13 protein-coding genes are annotated in these 13,207 nt (G+C 70.2%); 11 read left to right on the plus strand and 2 right to left on the minus strand.

The window, feature by feature from the left end:
* Positions 1 to 42: 42 nt before the first annotated feature.
* Positions 43 to 432 carry a tautomerase family protein gene (locus WMF19_RS07370; RefSeq protein WP_437898421.1) on the plus strand — a complete coding sequence of 130 codons (390 nt, stop codon included), beginning with the start codon at positions 43 to 45 and terminating at the stop codon, positions 430 to 432.
* Between the two features lie 64 nt (positions 433 to 496).
* Here WMF19_RS07370 and WMF19_RS07375 read toward each other — a convergent pair whose 3' ends face one another.
* Positions 497 to 1,333, minus strand: coding sequence for a cyclase family protein (locus tag WMF19_RS07375; RefSeq protein WP_437898422.1), 837 nt, complete (start codon positions 1,331 to 1,333; stop codon positions 497 to 499).
* Between the two features lie 303 nt (positions 1,334 to 1,636).
* Between WMF19_RS07375 and WMF19_RS07380 the strand changes: the two genes are divergently transcribed.
* Positions 1,637 to 2,650: a hypothetical protein gene (locus WMF19_RS07380; RefSeq protein WP_437898423.1), complete on the plus strand. Its 1,014-nt coding sequence runs from the start codon at positions 1,637 to 1,639 to the stop codon at positions 2,648 to 2,650.
* Between the two features lie 145 nt (positions 2,651 to 2,795).
* On the opposite strand, the gene WMF19_RS07385 is transcribed toward WMF19_RS07380, so the two are convergent.
* Positions 2,796 to 3,386 (minus strand): TetR/AcrR family transcriptional regulator C-terminal domain-containing protein, encoded by a 591-nt coding sequence (locus WMF19_RS07385; protein ID WP_437898425.1) that lies wholly within the window; start codon positions 3,384 to 3,386, stop codon positions 2,796 to 2,798.
* On the opposite strand from WMF19_RS07385, the gene WMF19_RS07390 reads away from it, so the two are divergent.
* The 9 genes from WMF19_RS07390 to WMF19_RS07430 all read left to right on the plus strand — a co-directional run bounded on the left by WMF19_RS07390 (position 3,363) and on the right by WMF19_RS07430 (position 13,139).
* Positions 3,363 to 4,205 carry an FAD-dependent monooxygenase gene (locus WMF19_RS07390; protein WP_437898426.1) on the plus strand — a complete coding sequence of 281 codons (843 nt, stop codon included), beginning with the start codon at positions 3,363 to 3,365 and terminating at the stop codon, positions 4,203 to 4,205. The genes WMF19_RS07385 and WMF19_RS07390 overlap by 24 nt on opposite strands.
* 275 nt (positions 4,206 to 4,480) lie before the next feature.
* Positions 4,481 to 5,023 (plus strand): hypothetical protein, encoded by a 543-nt coding sequence (locus tag WMF19_RS07395; RefSeq protein WP_437898427.1) that lies wholly within the window; start codon positions 4,481 to 4,483, stop codon positions 5,021 to 5,023.
* Positions 5,020 to 5,979 (plus strand): phosphotransferase, encoded by a 960-nt coding sequence (locus tag WMF19_RS07400; protein WP_437898428.1) that lies wholly within the window; start codon positions 5,020 to 5,022, stop codon positions 5,977 to 5,979. Before WMF19_RS07395 ends, WMF19_RS07400 begins: the two co-directional genes overlap by 4 nt.
* A 334-nt stretch (positions 5,980 to 6,313) precedes the next feature.
* Positions 6,314 to 7,342: a hypothetical protein gene (locus tag WMF19_RS07405; protein ID WP_437898429.1), complete on the plus strand. Its 1,029-nt coding sequence runs from the start codon at positions 6,314 to 6,316 to the stop codon at positions 7,340 to 7,342.
* A gap of 274 nt (positions 7,343 to 7,616) precedes the next feature.
* Positions 7,617 to 7,982, plus strand: a complete 366-nt coding sequence (locus WMF19_RS07410) for a DUF1428 domain-containing protein (protein ID WP_437898430.1) — start codon at positions 7,617 to 7,619, stop codon at positions 7,980 to 7,982.
* Between the two features lie 295 nt (positions 7,983 to 8,277).
* Positions 8,278 to 9,174 carry an STAS domain-containing protein gene (locus WMF19_RS07415; RefSeq protein ID WP_437898431.1) on the plus strand — a complete coding sequence of 299 codons (897 nt, stop codon included), beginning with the start codon at positions 8,278 to 8,280 and terminating at the stop codon, positions 9,172 to 9,174.
* A 411-nt stretch (positions 9,175 to 9,585) separates the two neighbouring features.
* Positions 9,586 to 9,822, plus strand: a complete 237-nt coding sequence (locus WMF19_RS07420) for a hypothetical protein (RefSeq protein ID WP_437898433.1) — start codon at positions 9,586 to 9,588, stop codon at positions 9,820 to 9,822.
* Positions 9,823 to 9,954: 132 nt separating this feature from the next.
* Positions 9,955 to 11,484, plus strand: a complete 1,530-nt coding sequence (locus WMF19_RS07425; protein ID WP_437898434.1) for an amidohydrolase family protein — start codon at positions 9,955 to 9,957, stop codon at positions 11,482 to 11,484.
* 80 nt (positions 11,485 to 11,564) lie between these two features.
* Positions 11,565 to 13,139, plus strand: a complete 1,575-nt coding sequence (locus tag WMF19_RS07430) for a hypothetical protein (RefSeq protein ID WP_437898435.1) — start codon at positions 11,565 to 11,567, stop codon at positions 13,137 to 13,139.
* Positions 13,140 to 13,207: the final 68 nt, after the last annotated feature.

Genomic DNA, 13,207 nt, shown 5'->3' on the forward strand with positions numbered 1-13,207 from the left:
GAGTGGCATGAATGATTTGACGTTGTTCCAGGAGAACCGCGCATGGCTCAGGCGAAGATCTACGGAATCAAGGAGAAGCTCAATCCGGTGAAGGAGGCCCTGTCGAGGGTGATCCACGCCTGCGTCATGGAGGCGCTGCAGATGCCGCAGGACAAGCGGGCGCATCGCTTCTTCCCGATGGAGCGCGAGGACATGCTGGCGCCGGGCGGGCGTACAGACGCCTATACGATCATCGAGATATCGATGATCACCGGACGCAGCGTGGAGACGAAGAAGAAGCTCGTGCGGCTGCTGTTCGACAAGATCCGGGATGAGGTCGGGATCGACCACCAGGACATCGAGATATGCATCTCGGAGTCGCCTCCCCACGACTGGGGGTTTCGCGGGATGCACGGCGACGAGGTCAAGCTGAACTACAAGATCAACCTCTAGGTCCGGGCGCTCGCGGGCTTCCCCGCGCGGCAGCGCGGGCCGGGCGCCGGCGCGGATCCGGCGGTCAGCGCGGCAGCACGGCCACGATGCGCAGCGGCCCGCCGGAGCCGGCGCGGATCTTCATCGGGAGCGCGATGACGAGCGCGCCCCGCGGGGGCAGCGACTCCATCGAGGCGACGTTCTCGAACGCGGGGATATCCGCCCCGAGCAGCACCTGATGGGTGATGAAATCCTTCGACGGGCCGTGGTCGATGCTCGCCGTATCGATGCCGACTGCGCCCACGCTCCGCGCGACGAGCGCCCGCGCGGCGTCCTCGCCGATGCCGGGGAAGTGCAGCGCCTCGGCGTGGCCAGGTCGATCGTCGCCGAGATAGCTCTTCTTGTCAGGCCAGCGCGCGCCCCAGCCCGTCCGGATCAGCACGATGGTGCGCGGCTCGATGGCGCCGTGCGCCCGCTCGAACGCCTCGATGTCCGCCCTGGTCACGAGGTAGTCGCTGTCCCTGGACGCGGCGGCCGACACGTCCACCACCACGGCGGAGCCGACGAGGCGCGACAGGGGCACGGCGTCTGCGGTCGTTTTGCCCTCGGCGAAGTGGATGGGCGCGTCGAGGTGCGTGCCGCCATGCTCCGGCGCGCAGAGCGTGTATGCGGAGTAGAAGTAGCCGCCCTCGGTCTTGCCGTGGTGCACCGTCTCGTGGGCGAAGCCGGTCGTCGCCGTGGGCCAGTAAATGGTCTTGTCGTCGAAGGGATAGGTCAGGTCGACGAGCCGCGCGCCCTCGGGCAGGCGGACGGCGCTCGCGCCGGCGCCAGCAGAGGTGTCGCCCCGCGCTCCCGCCTGCTCCGCCGCGCAGCCCGCCGAGTGCGCGGCGAGCAAGATAACCGTCGAGATCAACGTTCGCATCGAGCCCCTCCTGGCCGGCCATGCTACCGGCCGCGTGAGATGATCCTGTCACCGGCCTCGCGCCGGGGCATCGATCCCGACGTCGCGCGCGGGCAAGAGCGCAGGGAGCGACGAGGACGGGAGCGTGGCCAGCAGCAGGCGATCGCGGCGCTGCCCGGTCGGCTTTATCCGAGGCGCGCTCGCCGGTCGGCCGACCCGCGCCCGCCATGGCGCCGCCACCTGCCTGGCGCCACGCCACACCCTGGATTCCGCTGATTTCGGCTGCCTGCGCCCCTGGTACGCGCGCTGCCATGGATGCCGCGCATGGGAGACGCCGACATCACGCTTCGCCACCTCGCCCGGAGGCGCCCCGAGGACCTGGTGCGCGCTCTCGTTCCGGAGGGCCGTCCCGTTGAGGTCCTCGGCTGGGTTGACAGCCAGGTCACGAACATCGAGCGTCGCCTCGACAAGGCCATTCGCTTGCGGATCGACGGCGAGCCGCGCGTGCTGCACGTCGAGTTCTGCTTCGCGCTCCGCGATGACGTTCCGGATCGCGTCTTCGAGTACCTCGGCTTCCTCTTCGCCGCGCTGCGCCTCGATGCCCACGGGGAGGCGGTGCCGCCGATCGAGAGCGTCGCCGTGGTCCTGTCGGGCCGCAGGCGGCGACTACCGGCGACGGGCAAACGCTGTATCGCATGGCCGGGGCGGCCGTTCAGCGGCGCGCACTTCCGCGTCGACGCCGTCTACCAGCGCACGGTCTCCGAGCTGCGCGCGCGCGGCAGCGTGCTCTGGCTGGTGTTCGCGCCTCTCGCCCGGAACGCGACCCTGGCGGCGCTGAGGCAGATCGTTGCGGAGATCCATACGGGGGCGGCCACCCCCGAGGAGCGGGCCGAGCTGTACACGGCGCTCCTGGTGATGGCCACCATCGATCCCTGGGGGCATAATCTGCTGAAGGAGCTCGTCGTGATGGTGGAGGACAAGGAAGAGGGGCTGCTCCGGCGCACGCCGATCATCGGGGAGATGATCATCGAGGCCGAGCGACGAGGAGAGAAACGCGGCGAGGAGCGCGGGGAGCGACGCGGCGAGGAGCGCGGGGAGCGACGCGGCGAGGAGCGCGGGGAGCGACGCGGCGAGGAGCGAGGCAAGCAGCAGGCGATCGCGGAGCTGCTCGGCCGGCTCTTCGCCCGGCGGATCGGGCGGCGACCGACGGCCGAAGAAGAGCGCTCGATCATCGAGCGAGCCCGCGCGATCGGCCCGGGCGAGGTCGAGGATGCGTTGCTCGATCTCGAGGCCGACGCGCTGGTGCGCTGGCTCGCGGAGCCGCTTCGCCCCTCGTGAACTCCCGCACGAGGATGGGTCTCCGCGCGTGATCGCGGCGATTCGACCCAGGTAAGCGCAGCCGCAGCACAGGATCCGCAGCCGCGCGGCCCAGGTCGGGAGCGACCGTCGGCCCGAGCGGTCCGGCCATCCCCGCCGGCGGCGGTCAGCCGCTCCGGCGGGGCGCCCGCTTCTTGGCTCCGGCGTGCGGCGAGCTCCTGGACTCCCTCGGTCGCGGCGCCCCTTCGAGCTCCGCTTCAAGTCCCTTGAGGAGTAGCTCCAGTCCGTACCGGAACCGCGCGTCCGTGTCGGCGCTCAGGAGGTGCGGGAGCGCCGCCGCGAGGTGCGGGTAAGCTCCTCGCTCCACCGCCTCGCGGAAGAGCGCTGGATCGGCCTTGCCGGGGTCCGCTCCCGGGCGGACCACCAGGGCCTGCTCCTCGAGGGCGAAGCCGATCACGTAATACACGATCGACCAGCACCCCCACGCCGCGGCGCGCGGGGAGAGACCGGCGTCGCTCAGCGCGCCGATCAGCACCTCCGAGACCCGCAGCGTGATGTCCTGCGCGACGTAGGTCCCCGCGAACACCCGCGCCCCGTCGCGGTGCGCGAGGAGCGCCCGGCGGAGCCGCTCGCCCATGTCCGCCGCGCGCTCCATCCCCGAGAGCGCTACCGGCACGCTCTCCGCGCAGCCCGCCAGCATGGCCTCCGCCATCGCGTCGAGCAGCGCTTCGTCGTGTTCGACCCGGAGCGGGCTCATGTGCCCACGTCCGAGCCGGTCACGCTCGGGGAGCTCGAGAGCGGCGTCGCGAGGATCGTCGGGAGGGGCTTCGGGATGCGCGATCCGCGGTGGCTGTCGCGCTTCGGCACTGCGACGCGGGTCGCCGAGCGGTACCGGCGTGGGCGGGTCCTGCTCGCGGGCGACGCGGCGCACATCCACTTTCCCGCCGGCGGCCAGGGGCTCAACGTCGGGCTGCAAGACGCGATGAACCTCGGATGGAAGCTCGCTGCCGAGTTGAACGGCTGGGCGCCGCCCCGCCTCCTGGACAGCTATCATGACGAGCGCCACCCCGTGGGCCTGGCCGTGGGGCGCAACACGGAGATTCAAACGAAGCTCGGCGACGTCTCGGAGGCGGGGCTGGCGCTCCGGAAGATGATGAGCGACTTGCTCGCCATGGAGCCCGTCAATCGGCGGATCTCCGAGCTCGTGAGCGCGCTGGATGTCGCGTATCCGCCCGGCGACACGGCGGCGGCGCACCCCTGGGTCGGCAGGCGGGCGCCCGATCGCGCGCTCGTGACGGACCGCGGCGCCGCGCGGCTGTACGAGCTGCTCCACTCGGGCCGGTTCGTCCTGCTCGACCTCGCCGGTGCGGTCGATCTCCGGGAGACAGGCGCGGCGTGGAGCGATCGCGTCGACGTCGTCCGCGCGACGGCCGCCCCGGAGAGCGATCTCGCCGCCGTCGATGCGGTCCTGGTGAGGCCGGACGGGCACGTCGCGTGGGCGAGCGACGCTGCCCGACGGGCGACGCGCCTCGCCGATCTGAGGAGCGCGCTCGAGTCCTGGTGCGGGCCCGCGTGAGGCCGCGAGGGTGCGGTCACACCTTCAGAAGAGGTGGAGAAGGTGGCGCACCGACGCCCGTTCGCGCGTTCAGCCCGCACGCTCCTGGATTCGGTCTGGCGCGCCCCGGCGCGAAGCGCTAGCGTCTGGCCAGGGTGCGCAGGGGCGCCCTCCCCGCCGGAAAGAAGCCTTTCACCCTGCGACGCGACGACCGCGAGCCACCTCGCACCGTCATGACCACGTCGACATCCTCGGGCCGAGGGAGCGGGTAGCGGCCGATTCGAGAGGAGACGTCCATGATGGATCCCGTTCGCGAGCTGAAGACCCGCGCTGAGCTGCTGCACAAGCAGCTCGCGTCGAACGACGCCAAGGCGCTTTTGCGCCTGCGCGCGCTGCCCGAGCTCGGGCGCGCCGACGAGGCCGCGCTCGCCGCGGCCGTCGCCGGCATCCGCCGGAAGCACTGCCTCGCGGTGGTCGCGCGCGAGTGCGGCTTCTCGAGCTGGGAGAGCGCGCGCCTCGCCCTCGCGGGAGAGCCCGGCGCGCCCGAGCTCGGGACGCTGCTCTACGGCCGGGATGGCGGCGTGCTGCACCACTGGTTCGCGACCTACGAGGAGGCGCGCGCCCACGTCGAGGCGCTGCCGGAGGCGTCGCCCGGCTATCTCCTCGCGTACAAACACCACTTCTTCGTCGCCGATCGCGCGTTCGTCGCGTCGCTCGGGCTCGATCCCGACGACCCGGACTGGCAGGCGATCGGGTGGGACTGGGCACGGCCTGCCGATCTCGCCGCGCGGAGCCGCCTCTACGCAAAGCGGCTCGCCTCGATGCGGGGGTGGGCATGAGCGCTCCGGAGCTGCACCCGGACCTCACCGCCGCGCTCGAGGCCACGTTCCCGGGGCGCCCGGTCCAGGACGTGACCTCGCTCTCCGGCGGGTTCTCCGGCGCCGCGCTGATCGCGTTCGTCGTCGACGGCGCGCCCTACGTCGCGAAGCGCTTCGCGCTCGATCCGAGCGATCCTGAGCGCGCCGCGCGCGAGAGCGCGTGCATGCGCGTCGCGTCCGAGCGCGGCGTCGCGCCGCGCCTGCACCACGCGGACGCGCGGACGGGCGTGACGATCATGGACCGCATCGCGGGGACGCCGCTCCGCCCGACGAGCGATCCGACGCAGATCGAGCGGGTCGCGGCGGCGTTGCGGCGGCTCCACGACGGTCCGCCGTTCCCGCGCGGCCCGTCGCGCATGGACTTCCTGCGCTTCCTCGACGCGCAGTGCGCCGCGCTCGCAGGCGTGGGCCTGCCAGCCGAGCTCGTGCGCACCATCGCCGAGCTGGAGCGTGTGAGCGCGCCCCACGCGCACGCGGCCGCGTGTCATCGCGACCTCAACCCGAACAACGTGCTCGTGGCGGCCGAGCGCGTGTATTTCGTCGACTGGACCCACGCGGGCGCGGGAGATCCGTTCATCGATCTCGCGCAGCTCGGTGTCTTTGCGTACCCGCGGCCCGAGCAGCGGGAGGCGCTGCTCGAGGCGTACCTCGGGAGGCCCGCGAACGACGGCGAGCGCGCGCGAGCGCGCCTTGCGCGCGCCATCGCCCTCGCCTTCTACGCCGCGAGCTTCTTCTTCGGGGCAGCCCGCCTCGGCGGGCCGCCTCCTGAACCTGAAGACGACGCGTCCCGCCCGCTCGCGGAGGTCCTCGCCGCGTTCGGCGCCGCGCCGGAGCGAACGCACCCCGGCGTCGTCGCCGCCGCCCTCCTGCGGGAGGTGCGACGAGAAGCCCAGGCGCTCGACGTCCTGCCCGGCTAACCATGACTCACGCTGAAGGCGTGGGGCGCGAACCCCCGACAAGGATCGCGACCCACCTCGATGATCTCCAGCGAGCTCGGCGGGGGGCGTGACGTTGCCAGTCGGGACGCGACCGGGCGGCTGTGCAGCACGACAGCAGCACATTCAGGGAGACTCGGGGCCCCCCATGGGTGGACGGTGGTCAACTTTGCCCGAGGAAGATCACAGGGAGACAGGGAGATTCACTGAGTTTTTCTCCCTGCCTCCCCGTCTCCCTGTTCAATTGGACCAGTAGCCGGAGGTGCGTGGGATTGCGATGATTGCGCCCGGTGGTTCGCGCGGATAGCGTGGGTAAATGGGGAGCTGGGAGAAGGTCCAGGCCGCGGCCGCGACGCTCGGCCTCGCCGCACGGGACCGCGAGGCGAGGGGCCTCGTGGAGGGGCGCCTCGTCTCCGTGGAGATCAGCTGGGCCCAACGGCAAGCGCACGTCCTCGTCCACGGCTGGCTCCAGCCGCCCCTCGATCTCGGCCTCGAGATGCACCGTCGGGACGTGGTGCTGGGGTTCGTGAACGCGGTCGTGACCGGCAGCGACGATCTCGACAGCGAGTTCTCGATCGCGGGTGACGATCCCTCCCGAACAGGGGATCTCTTCACCGTGGCGCTCCGAGAGCACCTCGTCGCGCTGCACCGCGCGCCCTACGACGTCCGGATCCACGATGGCGGCTGTACGCTCTCCGAGCCGTACAGCTTCGGCATGGACGAGGCGTGGATCGTGCGCGCCGTCCACAGCGCCGCGCAGACCGTCGAGCTCCTCGACGGCGCGCGCGCTGGCCTCCGCGCCGCCGCGTCGCTCGCCGGACACGCCGAGGTGCTCCGCGCGCTCGCCGCGGCGCGCGGCCTCGCCTTCGCGAGCGCGCCGCTCTCGGTCACGGGCCGCATCGAGGGGGGCCCGATCGAGATCGGCTCGGAGCGCGCGGCGCGCGATCGCCACCGGGTCATCGCGCGGGCGAGCTTCGAGACCGAGCTCGGCCTCGGCCTCGCCGTCCGGCGTGAACGGCTCCTCGACGGCCTCGTCACGATGCTGGGCGGGCAGGACATCGTCGTTGACGACGAGGCGTTCGATCGTCGCTTCCTCGTGCGCGTGGATCCGCGGCAGACCGACCGAGCCCCCGAGCTGCTCGACCCTGGCGCTCGTAGGGCCCTCCTCGCCCTCGACGAGCGCGCTGGCCCCGTCGCCATCGATGATCGCGGCGTGACCGTGGGACCGATCGCCTCCTCGATCGCGCCCGAGACGATGGTGTGGGCCATCGACACGCTCGACGAGGTGCGCGCAAGGATCGAGCGCAACCTCCTGCGCGGCCCCGGGGGCGGGCCCTACCGCTAGCGATGGGCACGTCGAGGCGCACGCCGTGATCCGGTGCGCCCAAAGCCAGCACGGCAGGCGCGGCGGTTGGCGTCCTCGACGACGCGCAGGGCGCATTGCGAGTACGCATCTCGATTTCTCTCTCTCCGGATCATCGCCCGCGCCAGGGCCTGTTTGCCGCGATTTGCTGTGCCTGCCTCGGGACTGACGGCCTCTGCGTGAACTGCAGAGTCCGCCATTTGCGTGGAGGAGCCGCGCTTGACGCCGTGAGCGGCAGGTCTGCATAATCGCGCCCATGAGCTACATCGACGGCTTTGTCACTCCTGTGCCCACGGACAAAAAGGCAGCTTATCGCGAGGCCTGCGTGAAGGCCGCGGAGGTCTTCAAGGAGTATGGTGCGACGCGCGTCGTCGAGTGCTGGGGCGACGACGTGCCCGACGGCAAGATCACCGACTTCAAGGGCGCGGTGAAGGCCGAGGCAGGCGAGACCATCGTGTTCTCCTGGATCGTGTGGCCATCGAAGGAGGTGCGCGACCAGGCGGGCGCGAAGATGAAGGACGACCCGCGCATGCAGATGACGGAGAGTCCACCTTTCGACCCCAAGCGCATGATCTGGGGCGGGTTCGCTGTCCTCTTCGACTCGAGCGGAGAGGAGCGTTAGGCGAGCACCAGGGCCAACGAGATCACGCCGCACCTCTGGTATGCGGAGGAGGCGGCCCGGTTCCCCGAGGCGATGCTCAACATGGGGGACCTGGACAGCACCGGCTTCAAGGCCGCGCACGAAGCGCGCTGAACGCTGGCGCAGGGCGCCCCGCTTGATCCCCCGCACGAGCACGAGCGGCCGGCCTCGACGGCTGCAACCTTGTCTCACCCCTCGGTAGCGCACGCGTGTGCCGGTCGAGCGCCACGTACCGCGCTTCTTTGATACACAGACCAGGACGGAACCGAGGGTACGGATGAACGGTGATGTGGATTACGCGGCTGTCGTTGCCGAGAACCAGCAGCTGAAGCAGCGCATCCGGGAGCTGGAGGAGGCCGAGGAGGCGCGGGATCGCCTCGAGGCGGCGCTGCGCCAGAGCGAGGAGCATGCGCGCGTCTTTGTGACCTACAGCCCGGCTGCGGTGGCCATGTTCGATAACGACATGCGCTACATCCTGGCCAGTCACCGCTGGCGGGAAGATTTCGGCATGAAGGAGCAGGACATCATCGGCCGGTGCCATTACGAACTCTTCCCCGAGATCCCCGAGCACTGGAGGGCGATCCACCGGCGCTGCCTCGCAGGAGCCACGGAATCGAATGATGAGGAGCCCTTCCCGCGGGCCGACGGGAGCGTCGACTGGGTGCGCTGGAAGATCTTTCCCTGGTACAAGTCGACCGGCGAGATCGGCGGGATCATGCTGTTCACGGAGGTGATCACCGACCGGAAGCGGCTCGAGGATACGCTCCGGCTTCAGGCGAAGACGCTCCTGGAGCTGTCGACGCCCATCGTTCCCATCAGCCAGGGCGTCCTCGTGTTGCCGCTGGTTGGCGTGCTGGACGCGGCGCGGGCGCAGCAGATGATGGAGAACCTGCTGAGCAGGGTGGTCGAGCGGCAGGCGCGCGTGGCGATCATCGACGTCACCGGCGTACCGCACATCGACACGGCCTCGGCGAGCGCCCTCCTGCAGGTGGCGCGGGCGGTCCGGCTGCTCGGGGCGCAGGTCGTCCTGACGGGGATCCGGCCGGAGGTGTCCCAGGCCATCGTCCACCTCGACATCGATCTCGCCGGCATCGTGACCCGCCGCGACCTGCAGAGCGCGATCTCGTTCGCGACCGGGATGAGCCTGGCACCCGCGTCGCCGTTCAAGCCATGACGCACCTTGCCCGGGGGATGCTGCTGGAGCAGCACCCGGGCAGCACCCGCCTGCTGCTCCAGCAGCATGGGGTTGTCTGACATAACGGATATGCATCTTTTGAAGCGGACATAAGCCTGGTACGCCGCATGCAGAACGCAACCCGCAGCGGCGCGACGAGCGTCGAGCTTCTTTCCTGACAGAGTGCGCGGCGTGTGCCGCGCGCGGCCAGTTTCCTTCGCTGCCGGGAGGCGTCGGGGCCCTCGAGCCCTCTCTGAATTCTCCCCCGGGACGGCGCGCTGGAGCGCGAGCGCGCGGCCACAAGGCCGAGCGCATCTGCGGTGCTTCCGCCCGACCTGCTCTGCTGGCCACGGTGAAGGCTTGGTCCGCGCAATGCAATGCGTCAGGACGATAGTTGACCTGAAGAGAGCCATGAAAGATCCAGTGATCGCGCCCCGCGCGGTCTCAGCCATCCTCGCGAGCACGATCCTGACGAACGCCCTCCCGGGCGCGCCAGGCGTCGTGTGGCGTCGACTCGCGACGCGCTCCGAGCTCTGCGCGCAGGCGCTCTCCCGGCGCTCGCAGCGGCTCGCGCCCCGCCGGATCGGCGCTGACGTCGAGCGATGGACCGCCACGCGCTGTAGGGGCGCCGCGCTCGCGGCGCTCTAGCTCGAAGGCCTCTCACATTCTCAGCACAGGAGCGGGCGCCTGGTCGGCGCGCGGCCTCGTGCGCCCTGGGCGCGGCTGCCCGGCGCCGATGGCCGCCGCGCGACCGCGCGATCGCGCCATGGAGTCATCGTCATGAGCGTCTCATCCTCTCACCTCTCGCTGAAAGACGGCAAGAAGACCTCTCGCTCGCGGGTGGTGCGCGACAAGCTCGATTACCCGGTGATCGACACCGATCTGCACACGATCGAGTTCGCCCCGATCCTCGAGGATTACATCGCGAAGTACGGCGGCGCGAGGTCCGTCGACGAGTTCCGCGACGCGATCAACCGGGGCTTCGGCTACCTGAGCAACGAGTGGTACGAGCTCACGCCCGAGCAGCGCGCGGCGCAGCGCTCGGTCCGCCCGCCGTGGTGGGCGCTGCCGACGAAGAACACGCTCGATCTCGCCACGGTGTCGCTGCCCAGCCTGCTGCACGAGCGGCTCGGCGAGTCGGGGACGGACTACGCGGTTCTTTTCCCGAACGTCTCCACGTTCGCCACCCACGTCGGCAAGGAGGATCTGCGCCGGGTGCTCATCCGCGCGGTCAATGCCTATCACGCCGACGTGTACCGGCCGTACGCCGACCGCCTCACGCCTGTCGCGGCCATCCCGCTGCACACGCCGCAGGAGGGCGTCGAAGAGCTCGAGTTCGCCGTGCGCGAGCTCGGCCTCAAGGTCGCCCTCATCCCGGGCAACCTCCGGCGGCCGATCCGGTCGGTGGCCGAGAAGTACCCGTCGCGGCACCATCCGGACGTCGCGCGGCACGCGAACTGGCTCGACACGTTCGGCGTGGACAGCGAGCACAACTACGACCCGTTCTGGGCCAAGGCGGTCGAGCTCAGGACGGTGCTGACCACCCACTCCGCCGGGATGGGGTGGACCAGCCGCAGCTCGGTCTCGAGCTACATGTACAATCACATCGGCCACTTCGCCTCCGCCTCCGAGGCGCTCGCGAAGTCGCTCTTCTTCAGCGGCGTGACCCGCCGGTTCCCCGATCTCCGCGTCGGCTTCCTCGAGGGAGGGGCGGCGTGGGGCGCGACGCTGTTCGCGGATCTGGTGGGGCACTGGGAGAAGCGCAACGGCAGGGCGGTCCAGAACTACAACCCCGATCTGATCGACGCGAAGCTGCTGTACGCGCTGTACCAGCAGTACGGTGGAGAGGAGGTCGCGGCGCGGCTCGGCGACATCAACGCCGTCCTCGGCGGGGCGCTCGGCGTCTCGAACAACTCGCGGAGGCAGCCGCAGGACGCGGGCGCGCTCGACGACTTCGCGGCGGCGGGCATCGAGCGGATCGAGGACATCCGCGACCGGTACGTGCCGAACTTCTACTTCGGCTCGGAGGCGGACGACCCCACGATCGCGTACGCGTTCAACACGAAGGTCAACCCGCTCGGCGTGCAGCTCAACGCCTTCTGGGCGTCGGACAGCGGCCACTGGGACGTGCCGGATCTGACCGAGGTCCTCGCGGACACCTGGAGCCTCGTCGAGCGCGGGGCGCTCACGGAGGCGAACTTCCGCGATCTCGTGTTCACCCATCCCTACAACTTCTTTGCCGGCAAGAACCCCGGCTTCTTCGCCGGGACCGCGGTCGAGCAGAAGCTGCGGAAGAGCAAGGCGGCCTGAACGTGGAGCGTCGGGCGGGGCGACGGAAGCGGCCCCGCCCGACGGTAACTGTGAATCAACGAACCCCTCTGGATCCATTCATGCGCTTGCTCGACCGCTCAAGAACCGCCATCTCATCGATCCTCGCGACGACGACCATCGTCCTTTGCGTGACGCAGGCGAGTGCGCAGAACCCGCCCGGCAGAACCCAGGGTGAGCGTCCTGTACCTGCGCCCGGTGGTGCGGCCCCCGCGCCTGCTGGTGCGGCGCCTGCGCCCGCCGGTGCGGCGCCTGCGCCTGCTGGCGCGGCTTCGACGCCCGCGGGGGCGGCGCCTGCTGGCGCGGCACCGGCCGCGCCGGGCGCCGCGGCCGCCGCTCCGGCTGCTCCCGGCGCGCCGTCCCCTGGCACCTCGCCCGCGGGCGACGCGACCGCGGAGGCCTTCGTCGAGCCCGATCCCAACGTCGTCACGCGGGACGACCTGCAAGGGCTCGTCACCGACCTCGAGAATTTCAAGTTCCAGTGGCAGCGAGAGCGCGACCTCCACACCGCCCTCTCGACCCGCTCCCTCCTCGTCGGCGGCGTCATCCAGGCGCGTATCGGATGGACGGAGCAGCCGGTGAACACGGCGACCTCGAACGATCGCAAGGTGACGTTCGACACGGGCGCCGCGACCCTCACGTTCAATGGCATCCTCTACAAGGACTACGAGGAAGGCCGCAACCTGACCTACTCGGTGCGCTTCGGCGCCTCGCCCCAGCAGGCGAGCAACAACAGCTTCCTCAACCTGCTGGACGCGCAGCTGGCGTACTCCGTGCTCCCCACCCTCGCCCCCGAGGACTGGGTCCTGCAGGTCACCCTGGGCCAGCAGCTCCTGCCGTTCGGGCTGGAGGTCCCCGCGAGCGAGGAGCTGAAGCCGGTGATCACCAACGCGCAGTTCACGACGAAGCTCGGGCTGAACCGGCGCGACCTCGGGCTCATCGTCCGCGGCGACGTGCTGCCGCAGGTGGACTACGGCTACAACTACCGGGCGCCCATCCTCGCCTACGCGATCGGCATCGTCAACGGGAGCGGGCCGAACACGGCCGACGACAACAGCGAGAAGGACATCATCGGCCGCCTCGCGTTCACCGTGCCGTCCGACTACAACTCCATCCTCCGCCAGATCACGCTCGGCGGGAGCGCGTACATCGGCTGGCAGAACACGTTCCTCAAGGACGAGAAGAAGACGCTGTCCGGAAAGGGCGTCAAGCGCCGCTTCGGCGGCGATATCTACTACAACCACTATCCGATCGGCGTCACCTACGAGTTCATCTACGGCCAGGACGACGTGACGCTCGGGACGACGGCGGAGGACCCCCGGAAGACGAGGCAAACCAGCCTGTCGCACGTGGCGACCTTCTTCTACAACTGGGGCGAGCAGTTCCTGAGGGGGTACCGCAACCAGGGCCGCTACGACGACTGGTGGCCGAAGACCTACCAGCCGTTCCTCCGCGTCGACCTCTTCGACCCGAGCACCGAGGTGAAAGAGAACCGGGTCGACGTCTACACGCTCGGCTTCAACGTCTTCTTCGCGGAGACGACGAAGTTCCAGCTCAACCTCAACCGTCGAGACGACCGCACGAGCACCGAGGGGGCCACGCACGAAATCCTAGCCCAGCTCCAAGGCGGCTTCTGAGGAGCGATGCTCGCCCGCTTCGGATACGGGCCCACCTCGACGTCTTCGGTGCTCGGCGTACCGGAGTA

This window comes from Sorangium sp. So ce124, from assembly GCF_051525235.1.
Classification (GTDB): Bacteria; Myxococcota_A; Polyangia; order Polyangiales; family Polyangiaceae; genus Sorangium; species Sorangium atrum.